This is a genomic window from Atribacter laminatus, from assembly GCF_015775515.1.
Taxonomy (GTDB): Bacteria; Atribacterota; Atribacteria; order Atribacterales; family Atribacteraceae; genus Atribacter; species Atribacter laminatus.
In genome coordinates this window covers 2,215,249-2,238,808 of sequence record NZ_CP065383.1, presented here as the reverse complement: position 1 = coordinate 2,238,808, position 23,560 = coordinate 2,215,249, and the positions used below count along the sequence as shown (strand labels likewise).

Annotated in this window: 22 protein-coding genes; 2 read left to right on the top strand and 20 right to left on the bottom strand. The window is 37.1% G+C overall.

Annotated elements, in window-relative coordinates:
- Positions 1–482 precede the first annotated feature (482 nt).
- The 7 genes from RT761_RS10045 to deoC all read right to left on the bottom strand — a co-directional run bounded on the left by RT761_RS10045 (position 483) and on the right by deoC (position 9,764).
- Complete coding sequence (locus tag RT761_RS10045) at positions 483–1,466, bottom strand: ABC transporter permease (RefSeq protein WP_218111287.1); 984 nt, start codon at positions 1,464–1,466, stop codon at positions 483–485.
- Between the two features lie 14 nt (positions 1,467–1,480).
- Positions 1,481–2,497, bottom strand: a complete 1,017-nt coding sequence (locus RT761_RS10040; protein ID WP_218111286.1) for an ABC transporter permease — start codon at positions 2,495–2,497, stop codon at positions 1,481–1,483.
- Positions 2,498–2,521: 24 nt separating this feature from the next.
- The gene (locus RT761_RS10035; protein WP_343073749.1) at positions 2,522–4,021 is read right to left on the bottom strand and encodes a sugar ABC transporter ATP-binding protein; all 1,500 of its coding nucleotides are present in this window, start codon (positions 4,019–4,021) and stop codon (positions 2,522–2,524) included.
- A 107-nt stretch (positions 4,022–4,128) separates the two neighbouring features.
- Positions 4,129–5,175, bottom strand: coding sequence for a substrate-binding domain-containing protein (locus tag RT761_RS10030; RefSeq protein WP_218111284.1), 1,047 nt, complete (start codon positions 5,173–5,175; stop codon positions 4,129–4,131).
- 125 nt (positions 5,176–5,300) lie between these two features.
- The gene (locus tag RT761_RS10025; RefSeq protein WP_218111283.1) at positions 5,301–6,218 is read right to left on the bottom strand and encodes a sugar phosphate isomerase/epimerase family protein; all 918 of its coding nucleotides are present in this window, start codon (positions 6,216–6,218) and stop codon (positions 5,301–5,303) included.
- Positions 6,219–6,482: 264 nt separating this feature from the next.
- Positions 6,483–8,594: an oxidoreductase gene (locus RT761_RS10020; RefSeq protein ID WP_218111282.1), complete on the bottom strand. Its 2,112-nt coding sequence runs from the start codon at positions 8,592–8,594 to the stop codon at positions 6,483–6,485.
- Positions 8,595–9,014: 420 nt separating this feature from the next.
- Positions 9,015–9,764 carry a deoxyribose-phosphate aldolase gene (deoC, locus tag RT761_RS10015; protein WP_218111281.1) on the bottom strand — a complete coding sequence of 250 codons (750 nt, stop codon included), beginning with the start codon at positions 9,762–9,764 and terminating at the stop codon, positions 9,015–9,017.
- A 240-nt stretch (positions 9,765–10,004) separates the two neighbouring features.
- Here deoC and RT761_RS10010 point away from each other — a divergent pair, with 240 nt between their 5' ends.
- On the top strand, positions 10,005–10,964 hold the full coding sequence (locus RT761_RS10010) for a tetratricopeptide repeat protein (RefSeq protein WP_218111280.1): 960 nt from the start codon (positions 10,005–10,007) through the stop codon (positions 10,962–10,964).
- Positions 10,965–11,077: 113 nt separating this feature from the next.
- On the top strand, positions 11,078–11,827 hold the full coding sequence (locus RT761_RS10005) for a hypothetical protein (protein WP_218111279.1): 750 nt from the start codon (positions 11,078–11,080) through the stop codon (positions 11,825–11,827).
- A 50-nt stretch (positions 11,828–11,877) separates the two neighbouring features.
- On the opposite strand, the gene RT761_RS10000 is transcribed toward RT761_RS10005, so the two are convergent.
- The 13 genes from RT761_RS10000 to hpt all read right to left on the bottom strand — a co-directional run bounded on the left by RT761_RS10000 (position 11,878) and on the right by hpt (position 23,557).
- Entirely contained in the window at positions 11,878–14,151 is a 2,274-nt protein-coding gene (locus tag RT761_RS10000) for a PAS domain S-box protein (protein WP_218111278.1), read from the bottom strand.
- Positions 14,152–14,255: 104 nt separating this feature from the next.
- Entirely contained in the window at positions 14,256–14,831 is a 576-nt protein-coding gene (locus RT761_RS09995; RefSeq protein WP_218111277.1) for a glycerol-3-phosphate responsive antiterminator, read from the bottom strand.
- 102 nt (positions 14,832–14,933) lie between these two features.
- Entirely contained in the window at positions 14,934–16,376 is a 1,443-nt protein-coding gene (gene pyk, locus RT761_RS09990) for a pyruvate kinase (protein ID WP_218111276.1), read from the bottom strand.
- A complete protein-coding gene (locus RT761_RS09985; RefSeq protein WP_218111275.1) occupies positions 16,369–16,539 on the bottom strand; it encodes a hypothetical protein in 171 nt (56 codons plus the stop codon). The genes pyk and RT761_RS09985 overlap by 8 nt, the downstream gene beginning before the upstream one ends.
- Before the next feature lie 60 nt (positions 16,540–16,599).
- The gene (gene hisJ / locus RT761_RS09980; protein ID WP_218111274.1) at positions 16,600–17,412 is read right to left on the bottom strand and encodes a histidinol-phosphatase HisJ; all 813 of its coding nucleotides are present in this window, start codon (positions 17,410–17,412) and stop codon (positions 16,600–16,602) included.
- Between the two features lie 111 nt (positions 17,413–17,523).
- Positions 17,524–17,814: an HU family DNA-binding protein gene (locus RT761_RS09975; RefSeq protein ID WP_218111273.1), complete on the bottom strand. Its 291-nt coding sequence runs from the start codon at positions 17,812–17,814 to the stop codon at positions 17,524–17,526.
- A gap of 40 nt (positions 17,815–17,854) precedes the next feature.
- On the bottom strand, positions 17,855–18,115 hold the full coding sequence (locus RT761_RS09970; RefSeq protein ID WP_218111272.1) for a stage V sporulation protein S: 261 nt from the start codon (positions 18,113–18,115) through the stop codon (positions 17,855–17,857).
- A gap of 172 nt (positions 18,116–18,287) precedes the next feature.
- Complete coding sequence (locus tag RT761_RS09965; protein ID WP_218111271.1) at positions 18,288–18,704, bottom strand: NUDIX hydrolase; 417 nt, start codon at positions 18,702–18,704, stop codon at positions 18,288–18,290.
- Positions 18,705–18,959: 255 nt separating this feature from the next.
- Positions 18,960–19,811: a damage-control phosphatase ARMT1 family protein gene (locus tag RT761_RS09960; protein ID WP_218111270.1), complete on the bottom strand. Its 852-nt coding sequence runs from the start codon at positions 19,809–19,811 to the stop codon at positions 18,960–18,962.
- Positions 19,811–20,491, bottom strand: coding sequence for a potassium channel family protein (locus RT761_RS09955; protein ID WP_218111269.1), 681 nt, complete (start codon positions 20,489–20,491; stop codon positions 19,811–19,813). Before RT761_RS09955 ends, RT761_RS09960 begins: the two co-directional genes overlap by 1 nt.
- 51 nt (positions 20,492–20,542) lie before the next feature.
- Positions 20,543–20,953 (bottom strand): thioesterase family protein, encoded by a 411-nt coding sequence (locus RT761_RS09950; protein ID WP_218111268.1) that lies wholly within the window; start codon positions 20,951–20,953, stop codon positions 20,543–20,545.
- Positions 20,950–22,830, bottom strand: a complete 1,881-nt coding sequence (ftsH, locus tag RT761_RS09945) for an ATP-dependent zinc metalloprotease FtsH (RefSeq protein WP_218113417.1) — start codon at positions 22,828–22,830, stop codon at positions 20,950–20,952. Before ftsH ends, RT761_RS09950 begins: the two co-directional genes overlap by 4 nt.
- 181 nt (positions 22,831–23,011) lie before the next feature.
- Entirely contained in the window at positions 23,012–23,557 is a 546-nt protein-coding gene (gene hpt / locus RT761_RS09940) for a hypoxanthine phosphoribosyltransferase (protein ID WP_218111267.1), read from the bottom strand.
- Between the last annotated feature and the right edge of the window lie 3 nt (positions 23,558–23,560).

The following is a 23,560-nucleotide window of genomic DNA, read 5'->3' as shown; positions in this document are numbered from 1 at the left end:
CTCGCAATGACGGAGCAGTAAAAAACTCAAATCCCCCCTAACCCCCTTTTCTAAAGGGGGAAATTGATCGACATACAATTTTTTCATTGTCATCTGGTGCCACCAAAGTGGCATGAAGGTCTATCCTGAAAATCCCGAAATGATTAATAAAGACTACATCCTGAGCCCTCACTTTTCGAGGGCGCGAGGATCTCATCTTTTATATGTTGTGGAATTGAGGAATCGTGGAACTGGGGAATTGAAAAGGATGAGATTCTCACGTCGCACAAGACGCTCCTCAGAATGACTGATTGGGTGGATGAGATTGCCACGTCACTTCGTTCCTCGCAATGACGGAGCAGTAAAAAACTCAAATCCCCCTAACCCCCTTTTCTAAAGGGGGAAATTGATCGACATACAATTTTTTCATTGTCATCTGGCGTTGCAAAGCAGCATGAAGATTTATCCTTGAAATACAGCGATCAATGAAGAGTGATTTTTCTTTACCGGGTCCTTCGATTACTTACATAAACAATCAGCAGGGCAAAGAGGACGATTCCAAACCCCAACCATTTTCCGGCATCTCCCCAACCCATTGCGATCAAGAGATTAGTGAGGGTTTGTAAAAAAATGGCTCCTAAAATAACTCCAAAATAATTGCCGTCGCCACCGGTTAAAGAAACACCACCAACCACTGCAGCAGCAATACTGGGCATAACATAATTCGAACCCATATCTTTGAAAGCGATCCCCATATTACCAATTAATAATAATCCTATCAGGCTGGCTAATACTCCACTGATAGTAAACGCAATGCATCTCACCAACTTGACATTAAAACCACTAAGATAGGCGGTTCTTTCATTAGACCCAACTCCAAAAAGTATCATACCTAATTTAGTTTTATTCAATACAATCATGACTAAAATAGTGAGAGTTATTAAAATAAACACCACATTCGGAAAACTACCGGTCGATTTCGCAGCAATAATGGTCAAAACTGGTGATGGTTTTCCAGTGATATTTCTTCCAGCGGTATAAACGTTAATAATACCCTGAAGAATATTAGCCATGGCCATGGTAACAACTAACGGAGGTAGTTTTAAATAGGCAGTTAACAATCCGTTAGAGAGACCAACGGCAATTCCAAAAGCTAAAGCAACGATAATTGCCAACCATAGATTTCCATTTTGTCCATCCATCATACTAGCAGTGAATACCGCCGTCATAGTAGCCATATATCCTACTGACAAATCTAAACCACCACCTCCGGCAGCAATGACAATCATTTGACAGAGGGCAAAAAAAGCAGTAAATGAGGCAAGCTTTAAAGTCAATAAAACCTGATCCACTCTTAAAAAGTTGGATAAAATAATTTCACCCAAAACAAAGAGAAGGATGATTAAGATAAAAGCGACTACCACTTTCTTATATTTTTCAAAAATTATCAGAGGTATTGACTTCGGTCGGTTTAGTTCAACTCCCATTTCTTCTCTTCTCCTCAAGCTCTTTCTCTGTTATACAGAGTATAAGCAATTGGTCCAGCAATGGCGATGATAACTATTAAACCAGAAACCAGAGTCTGGTAAGCATTGGGGATATTTGCAAAAAATATAATCTTATTAACAAAACTCATAATCAATGCTCCAACCAAGGCAAAATAGACGCTTCCACGCCCACCGGTCAAAGCAATTCCTCCAACAACTGCTGAGGCTATTGCTCTCAAAGTCAGAGGGTCTCCCATCCGGGCATCTCCCGACTGATTTTGGCCTACAAAAAACAAAGCTGCTAAAAAAATGAAAATTGAATTGATAACACAAGCCATCAATTGGATTTTAGCTGTATTAATTCCACTGGCATACGCACTGTCATTACTGCTTCCCACTGCATAAATATATCGCCCAGTTTTGGTTTTGCTAATAATGAACCAAAGAAAACAAGCAATTAAAATGAGGATTAAGGCTGGCGGAATATAATTACCAAATTTCTTCAAAATTTCTGGTGCCCCTTGCACTGCATTGAAATTATAAAAGCCCTTAAACCAATCAACCGATTCTCCACCGGGAGTAGGCCTTAAGAATAAAGCTATCCCCAGCCACATATAAGACGTGGCGAAGGTTACAATAACCGGAGGGATTCTTAAATATCCAATCCCGATTCCATTGATAACTCCAACTAATATTGCCACGCCTAATGTAATAATCAATGCATAAATTCCAGTTACTGGATCGTTCTTCTTCATAACCGTTGTTAAGACACAAGTAAAAAGTGAGAGCGCTGAACCTGCCGAGAGATCTAAACCACCAGATATAATAACGACTGCTCCACCCATGGTAAGAAGTATTAAAGGCATAAAAGCGTTGATATTTCGAACAATGGCTTTAATTTCGAAAAAATTCTTTTGTAGAACAGCGGTTATAGTAAACATCACAATGAGAATTAATAAATTGGAGTATTCAGGCTTAAATATACTCTTGATGAAGGAAGTATTTGGTTCTGCTTTAATTATTTTGCTCATTCCCTTCTTTTCACGCCCTATCTTTTATTTTATCCTCATTGAACTAGCCACAATAGCTTCATCAGTTATTTCATCACCCTCAAGTGTTGCTACGATTTGGCCTTCATACATGATTAATATTCTATCGCAGTATTGGATTAATTCTTCATTATCACTCGCATATAATATAACACTCATTTTTGTATCGCGAACCTGGTTGACGATAAATTGATAGAGATCTCTTTTTGCTCCTACATCTACCCCCTTCGCCGGATCGGCTAATAAGAGAACGTTGGTATCAAAAGATAACCATTTCCCGACTACAACTTTTTGTTGGTTTCCGCCGGATAGGGTTTCAACCGGCATATCAATGTTCGAAGTTTTAATAGAAAGGACATCAATCACTTGTTCACATTCATTCCGATATTTTTTGAAAGGAACAAACAAAGGGTGTTTTTGGTTCCCCATTTTCGGGAAAATCATATTATCAAATACCGAATGATTTAAAAATAAACCTTCTAAATGCTTATCACCGGGAACGAGTAAAATCCCATTTTTTATTGCATTAGCTGGTTTATTCAATCGGATTTTTTTATCCATAATGGTTGCTTCACAACGTAAACCAGGAAAACTCCCAGCTAGTGCCAACATCAGTTCGTGCTGTCCTTGACCAGCCAACCCCCCAATTCCCAAAATTTCTCCTTTTTTTAAATCAAAGGAAATATCTTTTAAAATTTTTCCATAATTTAAATTATTTATTCGAAGGACAACTTCATTGGTATTCTCACTTACTTTTTTTTCACTGGATACTTTTTGGGTTTCCCCGGTAATATAACTCACAATTCTTTCTGGATCTCTTTCATCTTCAGCAAAATCGATGTTCGCTACGTTTTCTCCATTTCTAAAAATGGTTACATCATCACAGATTTCCATAACTTCCCATAGACGATGGGAAGTAAAGATCATTGCTACTCCCTTCTGGGCTAAACTTTTCATAGAAATAAAGAGGCTTTTTACTTGAGCTTGTTCTAAAGCTGCGGTTGGCTCATCAAGAATGAGAAGCTTGGGGTCTTCAGAAATTGCTTTGGCTATTTCAACGATTTGCATCTCTCCAGGGTTCAATTCACTTATTTTTTTGTTGATATCCAAGTCTGGGAGAAGTTGGCTTAAAATTTTTTTTGAGAGTTCTTTGGCATGGATATTGTCTAAAAATATTCCATTTTTTTGTTCAGCACCCAGCACAATGTTTTGCCATACGGTTAAATCCGGTACTAAGCTTAGATTTTGGAATACCATAGAGATTCCATCTTTCCTGGCTTCGCTGGGATTGCGGTATTTTACTGATTTACCATTATAAATTATTTCTCCTTCATCGGCAGAATAAACACCGGTAATAATCTTGGAAATAGTGCTTTTCCCCGAACCATTCGCTCCTAAAAGACCAGTAATTCGTCCCTGATAACAGCGCAAATTTCCATCGGAAAGAGCAACAACTCCTCCAAATCTTTTTTTAATACCTTTGGCTTCCAGGACTAACACAGCCATCACTCACCTTATAAAATATAAAAAACTTTTTTTCCCACTAGGGGGGGTCAAAAACACTAGCCTCCCCCCCCTTTTTAACTCACTAATCAGCTATGAAACTGGATTTTTTACTCAAAAAGTTCGGCAACTTGATCTTCTGGCATAATTTCGCTTAATAAGAAATCATCGGGCTGATCTTTCAGGAGCTCCCAGCCTTCATCGAAATTATCATCGGTAATAAACATCCCAACTTTGTAGAAATAGGTATTGTCAACTAATATTCCTGTTTTAAAATTCTTTCCATTATAAAGCTGTAATGCCATACGGAAAGCCGTCCCGCCGATTCCTGGAGGATTCGGTTGAGCACAAGCTTTGAAATCAGCACCCTGGTCTCTTAATTTCTTCCATTCTTTAAAGAAAGCGGTTCCAGGATCACCAAACATGACTTTGGGAAGCTTGTTGGCATCAAGGAAGGCCGATAAAACACCAAAAGCCATACCATCCTGGGTAAACACTGCATCAATTTGCTGACCAGAACCGATAATCTGTGTTGCCACTTCTTTCGCTTTGGTTTGATCCCAACCACCAGTTGTGTTGGCTATTAATTTAATGTCCGGGTATTTTTTCAAAACATCATCGGTTGCTCGAATTCGATCGTTATTTGCTGGATGACCATCCAAGCCGTAAATTTGGATAGCATTCCCTTTTTGCAGTGTTGAACAAATGTATTCAGCATTCTTGGTATTCCATGCATAGTGGTCCAACGTAACATTGAGAACGTTAGGAGCGGTAACGGTGGCATCGTAGGCAATAACTAAGATTCCTTCATCCTGAGCTTCGCTGATGACACCATTCAGGGCGTCTGGTGAATTAGGGTTAACCATAATGATATCTACACCTTGGGATATAAAATCACGCAGGATGTTCGCTTGCTCAGTTGCATCACCATTAGTTATATTGTTGACAATTTTATAATCTGCAATTTTACCGGCAGCTTTATATTCATTCCCTACTTCTTCCAAAGCTGCAATCATGATATTTCGCCAAGAAGTACCTGATGAACCAGTAGAAATACCTACCACTGGCGGTTCCTGAGCAAAACTTCCAACTGAAAATGCAAAAACCAATCCAAAAGCTACTAAGAGAGTAACGAGCTTTGATATTCTTTTAATCATAATAGTAACCTCCTCTTAATTTAAAATCTAAAAAGAACGAACTTCTTCATTCTCATCTATATTTTTCTTCTATTTCACCTCCCTCTTCAGTAAATATTATCATAGAATAAAACTTATGAATTATTTTAAACCACATACTGATTGAGGTACTGCTTGCTTAAAATCAATGATTTTTTTCGAGAATCTAAGGAATCTTCAAAAGACCGATCTTCCACTTCTACGCAGACACTGCCTTGGTAACCAATATCAGTGAGAGCAGAAACGAATTTCCCCCAGTTTACATCTCCCAACCCTGGTAGTTTAGGTGCATGAAACTCCAAAGGCGTAGCCAGAATTCCAACCTCATCTAATTTATTTTGAAAAACTTTAGCATCTTTAATGTGAGCGTGGAAAATTTTGTCCTTAAACTCATAAATAGGTTTTATATAATCAATCTGCTGCCAGAGCAAGTGGGAAGGATCATAATTCAAGCCAAAATTATCACTTTTTATTTCTTCAAACATTCTTCTCCAAATCGCTGGAGTAGTTGCCAAATTATTTCCCCCTGGCCACTCGTCATTGGTAAAAAACATGGGACAATTTTCAATTCCAATCATTATTTTACTTTGTTCAGCGTGTTTTATAATTGCTGGCCATACTTTTTTGAAGATTTTAAAATTTTCTTCAATATTCTTATTCTTATCTTTCCCAACAAAGGTATTCACATTTTTGAGTCCGAGTTTTGCTGCTGCGGTAATGACTTTCTTAATGTGTTCAATATAATATTTCCTTTTTTCTGTGTCAGGATCAAGAGGATTAGGGTAATAGCCCAATGCTGATATTTCAACATTCTTCTCCCTAGCGTATTTTTTTATTGATTTGATCTTTTGTTCATCCAAATCATTAACATCAATATGGGTAACACCAGCATATCTTCTTTCTGCCTTTCCCTTTGGCCAACAAAGCATTTCAACACAGGCATATCCATTAATGGACGCAAAATCAACCACTTCTTCAAAACTTAAATCGGATAAAATCGCACTGACAAAACCAAGTTTAAACATAGATATCTATCCTCCTCACCGATGCCACGATCCGTGATTAATATTTAGACTATATTCAGTGAAGTTTAAAATAATTACTTGAGATTGTTCAAATAAAAGTCACTTTTTCATTGAAATAAGGCTAAGGGGGGCTTACTTCTTCTTTTCAACAATTCAAACCCCCCTCAACCCTTTTCATAAAACCATTTTAATGAATAAAAGATTTTATTTCTATATCATATCCTTTTCATCAACTGTTTGATAATCCCTATAGAATTGGCATGATTATTTCATCTGAAGTTTTACATCATAAGGTAACGCACGGGAAAGAGCATTGTTCGCATTCATAAAAACGTCTCCATCTATCATTAATCCGGCATTGGCACCATCAGTCATTGCCCCTCGTACGTTTCTGACTAAATTAGAATCACCCATGTTAACGACATTGAGGCCGGCTGCCAGCAAACTATCATATAGTTCGGTATTTGGTTCGGTTTTTGCTAATACGACAGTGTCTATAGCAATGGTTTCTTTTTCAAAAACATCGTTCATCAGGACTACTTCACCATCTTTGATTTCAACAACGGTGGTATTGAGACGTATTTCAACTGGATATTTGAAGGCTTTTTCTTCTAGCCCTTGACCATTCCCACCGTTAAATCGCATCATCATAACTTCACGATGAATTGGTTCGATATTAGGAGCAACTTCTTTATCTTCAGTAACGTAAATAACTTCTTTGCCTCTCAATGCCAAGGCTTCAGTGGTATCGGTAGCCGCATAATGATTTCCCCAGACCAAGACTTTCTGACCAATCTTAACCGCTTTGACTATTCTTTCTTTCGGCCAATATTCACAATTTTTCTTTGCACAGCGAAGAACGTCTTCAAATTTTATTGCTTTTTCCGCACCGGATATATCAGGAACGACCGTCTTGGCACCGGTCCCACACAAAACAACATCGAATTTTCTGAGTTCATCCAGACTTGCAACTGTATTGAGCCTTACTTCAACCTTTAATGCTTTGATTTGTTCCCGAATCCAATCCATATACCATTTCATTTTCGATTTAGGAGGAACCATACAACAGGTTCTTAAAATTCCCCCTAATTCATCCTCTTTCTCAAAAAGGGTGACTTGATGTCCTCTCAAGGTAGCAATTCTAGCTGCTTCCATTCCGGCAATTCCACCACCAACCACAGCGACCTTCATCTTAGTTGATGCCGGTTTTAAATCTAAGAATCTTTCGTCGCCAATAGCTGGATTTACTGCACATCGCATTTCTCTTTTAATATAAAGCGACTCTTTCCAACATCCAATTAGACAGGAAATGCATTTTCTAATTTCCTTGACTTTTCCCGCTTTGGCTTTATTCGCCCAATAGGGATCGGCGATCATTTGTCTCGATAATCCAACCATGTCGGTTTTTCCTTCGGCAATGATTTTATCGCAATATTCAGGAGTTCGCAGGGTATGGCTGGTTATAACCGGAATCTTTACCGCTTTTTTAATTGCCTCGGCAGTATATGTATTCCATCCTTCTTCGTAATACATTGGGTCCATGGTCGGACCAGCAGCTTCAAAGATACCAGCGCTGATATCCAAAAATGCCACTCCAGCTTTTTCTAACTCTTTGGCGATTTCAATCGATTCATCCAGGGTTCGGCTCCCGGGCATCCATTCTTCTCCAGAATATCTCACTCCGATAGGGAAACTTGGACCACATTTATACTTTATCCGGCTGATAATTTCCAAAACAAACCGCATTCTATTCTTTAATGGACCTCCAAAACGGTCATTTCTTTTATTGGTATAGGGGCTTAAAAATTGAGCGATCATATAGCCATGTGCACCATGAAGCTCAACCATATCAAATCCAGCTTGTTGGATTCTCCAGGCTGCTTCAGCAAATTTCTCGATTAAATCATAGACTTCCTCGATGTCCATTCCTCGAATGTCTTTTCCTTTCGCCTCAGCGCCAGCATAAATAACTTCATGTCCTGCTGAACCGGGAACATCAGTAACCATATCACTACAGGAAATCAATCCTTTCCGAGGATATGCAGCCTGTCGGCCGGGGTGTTGGATTTGAACTGCACACTTGGCACCATGGCGCTGCATTGCTGTTGCTAAATGATGAAGTCCAGGTATAAAGTAATCGGCATCAGCAGATAAACAAGTAACCGTGGGGCGACCGGTTTCTCTATCTGGCGAAGTTGCCCCAACAATTATCAACCCACACCCGCCTTTAGCTATTTCTTCATGATAACGAATCACTCTTTCGTTCACTGAACCATCAGCATTTGCCGAACTAATATCGGTAGGAACATGAACGACTCTATTTTGTACAACAACTTGAGCAATCTTAATTGGTGAAAACATATGTTCAAATGGCATGCATTAATACCTCCCTTTATTCTTCATTTTTGCTTATTTTATTAAACAAATTTATTATTTTAAAAAGTCCGTTGTCTTTTGTCGGACAAGGTAAGATTTCCATCCTCACAAGTATTTTAAATAATAATTAAACAAGATGTTATAATCATTCCCCAAAAAGGAGGGCTTAGAATTACACCTTTATTAATCGTTCCTGTATTTTCAGGAAAGACCTTCATACTGCCTAGCTACACCAGATGAGAGTGAAAACTTAAGATTCGACATGCCATGGCATGTCGCTACATAAAATTAAGATCGTGCACAATAAATTGCGTCCTAACATTATTATATTCTTCAGTAGGGGCTTGATTTATCATACTCGTGGATTTTCAGGTTAGATAGTCAAAATTATTATTATGAATTTTAATGTTTTCACTTATTTTATTTACTTGGGCCTAAATCTTTCGGTTCCAATGGAAGAACCAATGTTCCTGCTGCTTCGCTTTTGTAAGCATTTTCCATTATACTTTTGGTTGCGGTCGCGCCAAATCGAACTCCACCAACTGCACGAACTGCCAACGCTCCCTCCAAAGTTCGTACTCCACCAGCTGCTTTGACTTGAATTGTTGGATTAACTGATCTTCGCATAAGCTTTAGGTCTTCAATAGTCGCTCCACCTGGAGCAAAACCAGTAGAAGTTTTGACAAAATCAGCACCGGCTTTTTCGCAAATTTTACAAGCCAATTCTTTAAGTTCATCGGTAAGATAATAATTTTCTAAAATAACTTTAACAATAACATTTCTTTGATGAGCAATGTCAACAACTGCTTTTATATCCTGCTCGATATAATCAAACTCCCTGGATAAAAGTCGTCCTATATTAATTACCATATCCAGCTCTACTGCTCCATCATCCATGGCTTTCTCTGCTTCAAATACTTTTACATCAGTCCGATGAGCTCCATGGGGAAATCCTATGACGGTTGTAACTAATACATCACTTCCTTTTAAAACTTCTGCAGCTACTTGGACATCGCAAGGTTTTACACAAACCGAAGCTACATCGTACTCTTTGGCTAATCGACATCCTTCTATAACTTCTTTTCGAGTAAGCTGCGGCCTGAGGAGTGAATGGTCTATCATTTTTGCAATATCTTTAGCAGTTATCTTTTCTGGTTGCGCAGTATTCATGTGCTAACCCCCTTCAATCTTGTTTATTTTAAAAATATTCATTTCTTTTAATTTGTTAATACTTATAATATAGTACTCAACGGTTTTTTATTCATCAATACTAAAACTTCCAATTTCTATCAAACCAAAGGCTTATAGCATAATGCATAGAACACAATAATTAATAATTTATTCTCGATAATCAATGTTTACCCTTAGCTCTTTTTAGTTTAGAATGATAATCCGGAGGTGGTATAAGGAATGGCTGAAAATCCACATCTATCATTAGATGATATAAGAAATCTCATTGAAATTTACGCAAAAAAAGTCGCCAATTTAAAAGACCAGAAAGGAAACGGTATTGAAATCCTCCGTATTAGAACTGATATAGAAAGGGGGCTTAATTCTTTTCGTTCTAAAAACGCTTCCTTAGACCCTGAGGAAACCCGTTTAGGGAACTTTGATTCTTTACTTAAAAAGCAAAGCCGCCTTTTGGTAAAAATAACCGGTAAAAAATCATTTATTGACCAACGAGCTGCACTTAATCCACCGGCTGATCACTGGTGGTGGTGGTTGGATACTGTGTACGAAAAAAATCGAAAAAAAGTTATCAAAAAAAACCTTCTCCAATTTGGAATTTTTTTTGTAATCTTATTTTTAGTCTATTTTACCTTACTCCGCCTTCCTCCTCAAGAAAGAAGGTACTTAGATTTAAATTCATCCATTGAGAAGAAAATCGACCAATCACTTATTGAAACTGACCAGGATATAATAATTAATATATACTACGATATTATTCAAGAATGCGAAGAAGCTCTCACTCTTTTTCCCGAACGACCCGTACCCCTGCTTATCAAAGGAGCCATTGCAGAAAAATTAAACAATTCATCTGAAGCTCAAGCAAGCTTTAATCAAGCGTTATCACTTTACCCATCTCAAGAAGATTTTCTTCTTGATCGAGCAACCTGGTATTTTCGTTTAGGAATGAAAAACCAGGCTAAAGATTCACTTTCTACTGTTCTCAAGGAAAATCCTGATTCATTAGGGGCATTAAACTTATTGGGAACTATTTATGAGGATGAAAATAACTTTATAGAAGCCTTAAAAGCCTACGCACGTGTTCTTGAATTAGCCGAAAATCAAAATCAAACTACCATGATACCAGTCACAAAAATGAAAATTGCCATGCTCCAATTAAGGCTTCCAATGAGCCTTCCATGAACAAAAGAGCTCTTGGTTAATGTTTTAAGAAAAATTGATATAATTATTCAGTTTCCATTTTTTGGGAATTCCTAAAATGGATTCAATGCTTCATTAGGAGTATGAGAATTTTTATGGTCTATTTCTTCCTGATCCTGACAATGATCTCTTTAGTCCTTTTTATTATAGGGTTGATCAATCCGTCTCTGGTTATTTTTCATTTCAAGAAAAGAAGATTCTTGGTCATACTGATTTATGGAACACTTACCCTGGTATCACTCATTATATTGATTATAACCTCTCCTCCTCCGCAGACAATATTGCCTTCAAATGATGAAGTACCTCCTGTTGCCAATGAGATATCTGATCAAAATACCAATGAGAACCGCATCGGCAGGCAATCCAACCAATTATCAACTCTTGATTGGTTAAGAGAATCGGAAAAATATTTTTCCAGCAAGGAAGCTCAACCTGAACAATATGTATCGCTCTCAATTTCTTTAGTTACTCGCTTTGACCAATTGGTAGAAATCACTGGAGAAACCGATCTTCCCAGTGGTTCAATTTTAGAAATTCTATTTCGTCAGCTCAGTACTCCAAAATACCCCAATCAATTTGATTTGCAAACCAATGCTATTGTCCTCAAAAATTCCTTTCAAACAACTTTCAGCGCTCCAGAAAGTTATCAGTTCTCCCAAGGTCCCTTCCAAATCCGAGTCTCCTTTTACCCAGAAAACCAAATTCCAGCGATTCAAAATTTAGTGGGAAAAAACGGAGAAAAGTTAAAAGGGAAAAAGAGCAAGGATGAGAATCAAAAAAGAATTCTTGAAGATATCAAAGAAGTGAGCTTTGAATTTGAAATTAAACCATCACCTAATCGTTAGGAATGAATAAGGTTTTTTTGAATTTGGGATCATTACTTTTATCATTGAAGTTATAGGATAGGAAACTGATAACCTTTTTCTTCAAAAAGGGATAAACAGCAGTCAACAACGACTGGTTCATAAAGAGTGCCTCGGTTCTCTTTTATTTCCTTCAGAGCAATTTCAATTCCTTTGGCTGGTCGATACGGCCGGTGGGAAGCAATCGCCTCAACCACATCTGCCACAGTCAAAATTCGCGCTTCTAAAATTATTTCTTCTCCTTTTAGGCCAGCAGGATACCCAGTACCGTTGATTCTTTCATGGTGTTGTAAAACAATATCAGCTATTGGCCAAGGAAACTCAATATCCTTAAGTATCTCATAACCTGCTCGGCAATGGGTCTTTATCAAGCTAAATTCAATATTAGACAGTTTTGTTGGTTTAATGAGGATTTCTATGGGCACTGCTATTTTCCCAATATCATGAATAGCGCTTGCCATATAGAGGCCAATAACCCGATCATTTTCTAAACCTAATTCCAATGCGATCGCTTGGGCGAGGTGAGCGACTCTTCTCTGATGACCGGCAGTATAATAATCCCTAGTTTCTACAATCTCCGCTATAGTTTCTACTATTGATTCTAAGGTTTTCCGTAGTTTTTTATTGCTCGTTTCTAAAGCTAACTCTGCTTTCTTGCGCTCAGTTACATCCATAACAGTTGATATCATGAGATCTCTTCCCGGTATGGGAATGTTTCTGGCATTTATATATTTTGTCTCTTGTCCTTGACGAACAATAGGAACATCATTCCATTGCATATGTTCTAAGTCATTACTGGCACAATCTTCTAAAACTCTTTTTTTAATTATTTCTCGGAATTCTAAATCTTCATATACTGCTTCCCAAAAAGAACCCTCTTTTTCTATCGCTTCCCGTGTAGTCCGATAAAATTTCGGAAAGTTATCATTCATATAGCGAAACGAGACATGAGGGTCAAGAAGATTAACTGCCACTCCAATTGGAAGATTGTCTAAGACGGTTTTGATATAATCTTCACTTTCCCTCAATGCCTGTTCAACCTGTTTCCTCTTGGTTACATCACGCGTTACAGCAATAATGCCGATGGGTTTTTGAGAATCATCTCTTAAAAAAGACATGGTATTCTCAACCCAAATGGTCGATCCATCTTTATGGTATTCTTCAACTTCTAAACTTATCGTTCTTTTCGGGTCGGCGCTACCACTGGCTTCTAAGGCCATTTGTTCTTCAAAGATTTGCATCAGTTTTTTTAATGATTCAGGTGTAAATATTTGATCTAAAGTCTGATGAATAGCTTCTTCAGCAGAATAACCACGGACCTTTATTATTGAGGGACTAACATAGGTAAGATTTAATTTAAGATCTAAAACCGTGATGTTGTCTCCGGTATTTTCCGCAATTAGACGGAATTTTTCTTCACTTTTTCTTAAGGCTTCCTCAATCTTTTTTCGTTCAGTTATATCCCGAATGATAATGATGGTTCTCTCTTGATTGCGGGAATTATAAAATACTGCTGATGTCAATTCGGCTGGAAAGCGGCTTCCGTCTTTTCGGATAAACAACAATTCACCTTTAGCTTTTCCCTTATCTCTCCTTTCTTTTAATAAGAGAGGAAGTTGCGGATCATTGACATCGACAACACCATTTCTTCCTAATCTAATAATTTCCTCTTCAGTCCAACCAAACATTTTACAAGCTTCGGGGTTAGCAGCGTATATTGTTCCATCAGGTTGAGTTAACAACATTGCATCAATACTGTTTTCAAAAAAAGAATGATATTTATCAATATTTACTTTCAATTCTTCTTCGGAATGTTTCCTTTTACTTAATTCATTTTCCAATTCCTGAATACGTCTTTCATATTGAAGTATGATATTTTTTATCCCGTTATTTCTCCGAAAAGGGATTGATTTTATTTTTAAAAGAGCATTGACAAGTACAATTAATTCATCTTCGTCGTAGGGATACCTGAGAAAGCCATCTGCCTCAAATTCCAATAGCTGGTGTTGATTTTGAAATTTGAAGTTTTCTGGAAGAAGTAGAATGATCGGTATATCCTTAGTTAATTCATGGTTCCGGATTGTTTGATAAAATTGTTGTTGTCCCTGATGAAATATCGAATTTTCTAAAAATATTATTTCGGGTTTTTCCCTTTGAGCGATATCAAGACCGATGGCTACATTGGTTGCGGTAAAAAAATGGACTTTCGGATAGCATTTAAACAACTTGGAAGTTAACTGGTCAAAAAGAGATTGGTTTTTTTGAAGGATGAGGACTATGAATTCTTTATCCAACAATTCAATCATTTTTTCCTCCTACAAAAGTTCTCATATTTACCCTTCGATTCCTAAAAATATCGGTTTCTTGATCTATTTTATATAATAGATTTTTTGATCTTTGATAGAAGATTTCATCCTCTCATCCATAAATCCGGCGAACTGGTTGATACGGCTGTTGCACCAGATTGTAAAATTGATTTTACTTCCTCACGGTTTCTTATGAATCCTCCACAAATAACTGGAGGTAGATTTTTAATGGGGATTTGTTTTTGGATAAAGGGAAATATAATTCCTGGTAATATTTCAATTGCCTCGGGAGATAATTGAGATGCAACTTTCAACCCGGTATTTAAGCTTTCGCTATCTAAAAGAAAAATTCTAAATATTGTTATAAAACCGAGTTTTTTTGCTAAAGATATAGTACGAGATCGGGTCGATATAATTCCGTTGATCTCCTGGAAATGTTTTTTCATAAAGATTAAGCCATCTTGATCGGCAGAAAGACCGGAAAACAAATCAAGATGTAAAAAAAAGGTTGAGAAATGTTTTTCTATTTTTTCTAAAATTAATTTAATAGTATTTATATTGCCATCGAGAAGAAAACAAGGTCCACCAGTTTGAATGGATGATAAGTCTATCTTTTTTTGTCCTTCAAAACGTAGAGCGGGAATCACCGGATAAGAACGAAGGAGATCCATAAAATCCATAAACGAGCTCCTCAAATATCTGTATTTCATATATTCCAATTGATTCAAAGTAAAATTATAATACTATAAAGTTATTGAAATATCTTATTTTTTGACTTAATATTAAATTTCTTCAACTTGGAGTAAATTGGTAAAACCTGATTTCTGTAATGGAACTCCAGCTGTAATAACAATTTTATCTCCTTTTTTCCCGAAACGAGATGCAAGAGTAAGTCTTTTCATTTCTTCAATTAATTCAGATGGTTCAGTACATAAATTCATCGAAAAGGGAATTACTCCATAGGAAAGTTTTAGATGGCGGAGAATATGATATTGTGGTGAAAAAGCCAATATCGGAATATTAGGTCGAAAGCGGGATATCCTTCGGGCAGTACTTCCCGAATAAGTTGCTGTTACAATTACAGGAAGTTTAAGATTGCGAGCTATTTCCCAGGCACCAAAAGATATTGCACTGGACAAATCAGTATTGTCGGATATAATTTTCTGGACATCAGGAACAAAATCAGCATGATTTTCGGTATATCGAGCAATTTTGCTAGCTATTTGAACCGATTCCATAGGAAAGTCACCCATGGCTGTCTCACCTGATAACATAATCGCATCGGTTCCATCAAAAATAGCACCTGCAACATCACTTACTTCGGCTCTGGTTGGGATTGGATTTCTTATCATGCTATCCAACATTTGTGTTGCTACTATAACTGGTTTACATCTACGGCGTGATTCAAATATTATCTTTTTTTGCCAAAAAGGAACCGATTCAACTGGTATCTCAACTCCAAGATCGCCCCGGGCAATCATTATTCCATCCGATGCTTCAACGATATCTTCGATTTCATCCAAAGCCTGTGGCTTCTCTATTTTAGCAATAATAGAAAAGGGTTTCTTGAATGGGCTAATTTTTTTACGCAAAGTAAGAATATCCTTTACTCCTCGAACAAACGAAAGAGCAAGAAAATCCAAATCCCAATCTTTAATCGCTTCTAAAATGAGAAGATCCCGGGCGGTTAAAGAAGGAAAACTATCGGGTAAATAGGGAATATTTATTCCTTTTCGTGAAGAAATAATCCCTCCCTTTTCAACTTTACACAAAATTATACGATTCTGATTGGAAAGAATCCTTAAACGCACCAAACCGTCATTAATAAAAAAAATATCTCCGGCTTTAAGAAGAGCAAATAACATATCATTTTCAACGGTAATTACCGGCAAGGAACCAGGAAGAGTTGAATGTATGATATAAATGATTGCTCCATTTAATAACTCTGCCTCCTCTCCCTGTATTTCTCCGATTCTGAGTTTTGGGCCAGGAAGATCACCAATTACACCATGAAACTCCTTTTGTTGGGAATCGTATTTCCGAATGGTTTGAAGGACGGAAAAGTGTTCTTCCAGAGTACCATGTGAAAAATTTAAACGAAAAACATCTACTCCCTCTTGTATTAACTTCACAATTTTTTCTGGATTTGCAACACTAGGTCCAATTGTAGCAACTATTTTTGTTTTTCGTGGGAGGTTGTTAACTGATGTCAAAAAGTCAATCACTTTTTTTCCCTCCTATGGCAGATAAAAAAATGAGAACTAAAGCTATAATTATGATCCAAATAAAATTTCGAAAAAAGATTGATTGGGGATGGTCTTGGGCTAATTTTAGAAAGAGGATAGGTACGATGATGACTATTGAAATCATAGTTATAATCAACCTCATTTTAATCTCTCCCTAACTCCTCTTCCTCCACTCAAATAAATTATCGAGATAATGGCTTTTTTATTCCTTTCCAATAGGATAAGATGTTTTTCTCTTTTTATTAAATTGAGTCAAACGAGTATATCCCACTTTTTTAAGTAAATCTAAGGCCGTTTTAAAATTTTTTCCGACCTCATCAGGACGATGAGCATCAGAACCAAGACAAATCGGAATTTGTGCTTGAAAACATTTTCTTAAAATATCTTCTGATGGATAGGCTTCTCCAATTGGTTTTCGGTATCCAGCGGTATTCAATTCAATTGCCATATTAAAATTTTTACACAATTCAATTGCTTGGTCTTCTTCAATAATAGTTTCGGTTGGTTGGAAACGAAATTTTTTCGGTAGATCAAAATGAGCAATAATATTATAACAACCAGTCTCAATACCTTGCATTAAGGTTTTATAGTATGATCGATATATTTCATTGATATCCCGATTTTCATAGCAATGAATATATTTGGGGTGATCGAAAGCCCAATCGCCTAAAAAATGAACTGACAAAAATAGGTAATCCCAATCATAGAATTCTACAACTGATAAAGCTTCTTTCTCTTTTCCAGGGATATAATCAACTTCTAAGCCGGTTTTTATGGTAATTGAATCTTTATATTTTGTTTTAAGAGATTCCACTTCTTCAACATAGATTTCCAGTTCTTCATCAGGTATTGCACAATGGCGGGTTCTTTTCTCCTTGGGTAGAAAATATTGGGGGCAGTGACCCGAAAAGCCAATCTCGGTTAATCCTACCTTCAAAGCGTTCTCGATATACTCTTCATAGTTACCTTGAGCATCGCCACAGCGATGAGTATGAATATGGTAATCGCATAACATATCGATATCTCCTTGTTCAATAATTACAAGATTTTTATACTTTACGAATAAAAAAGAAGGGGCATCGCCCCTTCTTTTTTATTGATCTCAATATAATATAATTCTAAAAAATTATTTTACAATTTCCTTTAAGCCTTTACCAGGACGGAAAAACGGTACCTTTGTGGAAGGGATTTGGATCTCTTTTCCAGTCTGTGGATTCCTACCTCTCCGACCAGCTCTGGTTTTCACTCCAAAGGTCCCAAAACCAACGAGTTGAATTTTCCCTCCCTTTTTTAACTCCTTTTGGATAGAATCAAATAAATTATCAACAATCATCGCCATATCTTTCTTAGATATTTTATCTTTGCGGTTTTTGTTAATTTTTTCCGATAATACATTTACTAATTCTTGTTTATTCATCCCTCCACTTACCTCCTTTTAATTTAAATTCTGATTTCCCCTATCCAGGAAGAACTATGAATCTTATTGCAGTTTTCTCATTGTCATCAATTTTAACATCAACAAAGGCCGGAATACAAACCAGATCTACACCGCTTGGCGCAAGATAACCCCTAGCAATAGCTATCGCCTTTACCGCCTGATTAACCGCTCCTGCTCCAACAGCTTGCATCTCTGCCTTCCCATGTTCCCTTATTACCCCTGCCAGAGCCCCCGCTAATGCTGCTGGTCTTGTTTTGGAAGAGATCTTGAGAAGCTCCATTTGCCTACCTCCTTAGTCCGCATTGAACTGCTATTTTTGGGGATCCGTTTCCCTGTGATCCCGGGGAAACCAACATTCCCCCTCCTTTTACAATATTTCACCGAAAATTTCAAGCGCTGTACACATTTTTTTCAATATTTTCTTACTTTTCCCCCTTTCTCAATTTTTAAATTCAAAATTTTTTTTCGATTATAATTTGAATAAGATCCTTTTCGTTCTGATAAAAAAGAAAATTCTTGGCTTCTTTAATTTCCACCCAACGAACTTCTTCGATTTCTTCAGTATCAAAAGCGTTTATATTGTTTTCAGGTATCATAACAAAATACTTAACTCTTTCAAAGAAGCTCTGACCATTTTTTTGGTATTGAAATTTGATTTCCCCTGCTGTTTTTTCAATATTGCATTGATAGCCGGTTTCTTCTTGAACTTCCCTTATTGCAGTTTCCTGATCAGATTCATGATTTTCTTGGTGGCCTTTGGGAAGGGTCCATAGGGGGGAGTTCTTTTTTCTAATGAGGAGAATATATTGGTTTTGCCCTTCGAATTTCCTTACTATCCCGCCACAGGCTTGAACGTTAGTTATATTCACCTTTTGACGATCTCCTTGACAGTATGGGATTGGGCATTTTTAAACCCGTCTTAATAAATCAAAAACTTATTCACAATTTTTACATGAAAATTGGTTTTTTGCAAATAAAAAGCCAGTTTTTTAGATATATACCATTTATATGATAAAGACTAACAATTATTTTAGCAAGTGATTAATAATTAATATTATTTACAATATCGCTGGGTTGTCAAGAAAAAAAAGTATAGAAATCCCAGTACCGTAATCAAATCTCTTTTAGCTCCTATTTTTCTTTAAAATTAATGCTCCCTTTTCTACACCCAGCTCTCGAGATACCGCTTTACATTTTGCTTTTAAGAGAAAATAGATGCCCTCTGGTCGATCGCTCAGAGTTTCATAGTTTCCCTGTCCTTTAGAAAAAATACAATCAGCTTTATGCCATATCTCTTGTACGTCCTGAGGAGCACGTTCAATATCTATCCCAATTTCACCCTGGCCTGTGGTTAATATTGTTGCTATTTTATCTATACCAGCTTCAACAGCGTCTTCCCGGAGAGCATCATTGGAAATTGGTTTTTCTTTAACAATAAAATATATTTTTCTCCCTTGATTTATTTCTTCTAAAAACACTCGATCAAATACGACTTCACCAGCATTGTCACCGATATAGAGGAGATTTTTAGAAGCTTTCAGATCAGATTGAAAATCAATCCAATCATAAATTCCCCAGGGAGTATGTTCAATCTGATAGAGAATTTCATCTACCTTGATTTCTTTGTAAACACCCAAATCAATTATATTTCCAGCAATTGCAATCCGTAAAGCTGTTTCCAAGCGGTTTTGACTTTTTTCCACATATTCTTTTAATTGAGGATAAAGCTCCAAGGCCATCTGATTATAATATCTTTTTTCCTCATAAAAGATATCCTCGATACCAATCATGTCCTGTGCAATGCGATGAGCAACAGTTGTCATAAAAGCTGGTGTCCATTTTGAATCGGCTTGAGCATAATTTTTACATATACTTTTTAACACTTGCCAAGCAAATTGCTGATCTTTCCCTGTTTTCTCTATTGCTTCTAAGGCTTGTCGAATATTACAACCAAAACATTCAGCTTGTGCTTTCATTAAGATCCCCCATTATCGGTTCGTTCTGAAGCTAATTCACGGAAAAACTTCTTGAGCTGATTCTCATCTCCTAAGACGTAGATGATATCATTTTTGTTCAATATTTCACTGGCGGCAGGAGATACTATGTATTCATCTGCCCTTCTAATGGCTAAAACAGTAACACCAAAGCGGTTTCTAAGTTGTGACTTGCTTAAAGTTGTATTTGCCAAAACTACAGGAAGCTTTGATTCAACAATATTATAACCAGGAAAAAGTTCTTCAGTTCGTATCGCATTTTGAAAGGTCAAAGTTTTCGCAACTTTAATCGCCATATCTTTTTCAGGAAAAATGACTCGGTCAGCTCCAACTTTACTAAGAATTTTTCCATGATTTTCATTAATAGCTCGAGCTACGATAAATGGTACTCCCATATCTTTTAATGCTAAGGTTGTCAGGACGCTGGATTGTATATCATTTCCAATGCTGACAATAGCAACATCGAAATTCTTGACCCCAAGTGCCTCCAAAACCTTTTCATCAGTTGTATCAGCTTGAACAACTTCGCTTACCTCACTTGCTAAATCTCTCACCGGTGTTTCATCAATATCGACTGCTAAAACCATAAAACCTTGTTGATAAAGCGCTAAGGCTATATTCTTCCCAAATATACCTAATCCAAATACTGCAAATTGCCGCATCTTTCATCACCATTTCATATTTAAAAAATTAAAGTATTGAATTATATCCTATTATTTTGATATTATTCGTGTTTTTTGATCAAGTTTCTTTAAAAAGCTGTCCCTTCTAACCACAAATCGTTCTAATTTTCCTTCACCTATTTTTTCGATTTCATCAAATGCTTCGGCTTCAAAAACTAATCGGTTCCTATAAATTTCTACTAAAGTTGCCCGAGCAGTAACTTTCATTCCCGGTGGCGTAGCAGCAATATGGGAAATACTAATCCGGGTTCCCACGCTTTCATAACCATCAGCTAAATGATTCTTAACTGCATAAAAGGCAGCATTATCCATAAGCGATACCAACATAGGAGTAGCAAATGCCGGAACCATCTCTTTTTCAAACTTATCGGCAGTATTTTCTTTCCCTACAATAGCTGAAGCAACCCCGGTTAAACCAATCCGAAGGGTATTACTCTTCATTTTGTATTAATCCTCCCTTCCTGGTCCGAAGGTATATCTGACAATAATGGTGCAGTAGAAGTTTGTTGATTTTTATCCTTTTCTGTTGGAATTTCAGAGTTCTCTTTCTCATTAATTTCTAAGATATTATCAATTTCTTCTCTCTCTAAGACTTCCTTTTCTAATAGTATTGTGGTAAGTTTATCCAGTTTATCTCGATTTTCCACGATTAATTTTCGAGCTTGTTCATAAGCACTATCAATAATGCTTCTAACCTCTTTGTCGATTGTATAAGCAACTTCTTCGCTGTAATTTCGGTCTTCTGCAATGTCTTTCCCCAAAAAAACTTCCTTATGTCTGCGTCCTAAAGTTAAAGGTCCCAGGGTGTCGCTCATACCATATTCACAAACCATCTCTCTGGCTATTTCAGTTGCTTTCTGCAAATCATCATGAGCACCAGTGGTTATATCTCCAAAAACGATTTCTTCAGCGACTCGCCCTCCTAATAGGACTGCCAAACGAGTCATCAATTCTTGTTTACTGATAAGATATCGATCTTCAGTTGGAAGTTGTAAGGTATATCCAAGAGCTGCTCCACCACGCGGAATTATTGATATTTTATGGACCGGATCGGTGTTAGGAAGAAACCTTGCTACTAATGCATGACCAGCCTCATGATAAGCTACAACTTTCTTTTCCTTCTCGCTAATTATGACGTTTTTCCTTTCCGGTCCAGCAACAACTTTATCAATGGATTCTTCCAGATCCGACATTTCAATGAAATCTTTTCCTTTACGGGCGGCAAGCAATGCTGCTTCGTTCATCATGTTGGCAAGGTCAGCCCCCACAAAGCCCGGAGTTCTTCGAGCTAATATTTTGAGATCAATATCTTTCCCCAAGGGTTTCCCCTTAGCATGAACCTTGAGGATCGCTTCTCTTCCAGAAACATCAGGCCGTGGTACGGCAATTCTCCTGTCAAAGCGACCTGGTCTGAGGAGAGCTGGATCGAGAATATCAGGTCGGTTGGTAGCCGCAATCAATATAACCCCCTGATTTGGATCAAACCCATCCATTTCCACTAAAAGTTGATTTAATGTTTGTTCCCTTTCATCGTGTCCTCCCCCTAAACCAGCACCTCGATGCCGCCCAACAGCATCCAGCTCATCAACAAAAATTATACAAGGAGAATTTCGTTTGGCATTTCCAAACAGATCTCGAACCCGGGCTGCTCCAACACCAACGAACATTTCCACAAAATCGGAACCACTGATGCTAAAAAAAGGAACCCCTGCTTCACCGGCTACTGCTTTGGCTAAAAGGGTTTTCCCTGTGCCTGGCGGTCCGTATAATAATACGCCACGGGGGATTCGAGCTCCTAATTTCTGGAATTTTCGAGGATTCTTTAGAAAATCAACCACTTCACTTAATTCTTCTTTTACCTCTTCAATACCTGCAACATCGTCAAAGGTAATCTTCACCTTTTCGGCATCTACCATTCGAGCATGACTTTTGGAAAATGAAGTGACTTTACTTCCTCCACCCTGAAATTGCTGAAGTAAAAAAATCCACACAATAATAAGCAAAGCTGTTGGTAGAAGCGATCCAAGAATCCTTGACCACCAAGACGGCTCAGTAGGCGGTTTGGCATCAATGTTGACATTTTGGTTTCTTAGGATTTCAATCAATTGAGGGTCTTCTGGAGCATACGTGGTAAAGTTGGTCCCGTCTCTGAGGCTGCCTAATATATTTTTATCCATTATAGTAACGCTCTCAACCTCATTTTCTTTAACCAAATCAATGAATTCGGTATAGGTAAAAGCTTGAGGTGGTATTTCCTGTTGCATAAAGGAGGTTACTAATGAAACTACTATGATAAGAAACAAGAGATAAAATCCCATGTTTCTGTAAAATTTCCCTCCAGGGGTATTATTCAGTTTCACTTATTATTTCATCCTCCTCTGATTATTCCGACTAAGAAACATAATCAATATTCTCCTTTTGTCATTTTCTAATATTTATTCAGATATTTTTATATAAGTGTATTCTAAAAAAATAATAATTTAAAATAATTGTAACATATCAAATCCCTTGATAATATTTTGATTTCAGCACAAAGATAAAAGGATAATTCCGGTATTTTTCAGCATAATCTAAACCGTACCCAACCACAAACTGATCAGGAATCACAAAACCGGTATATTCAGCTTCTAAATTATTGACTATTCTTCTTTCTTTTTTGTCCAATAATGCACATACTCTCAAGCTTGCTGGTTCTCGAATGGCAAGAACCTCCTTCAGATGTTGCAGAGTGAGGCCGGTATCAACAATATCTTCAATGATAAGAACATGCTTATTATGAATTGGTTTATCTAAGTCTTTTAATATTCTAATGACTCCACCCGACTCGCTGTCATCCCCATAACTTGATATAGACATAAAGTCAACACTTAAGGGAACCGAAATATTCCGGATTAGATCTGACATAAAAATAAAAGCTCCGCGTAGAATTCCGATAGCACGGATCTCCTTGCCGACATAATCCTTGCTTATTTGTTTAGCCAATTCATTTACTCGAGTCTCGATTTCCTCTTGAGATATTAATATTTTATCTATAAAATCATCCATTTT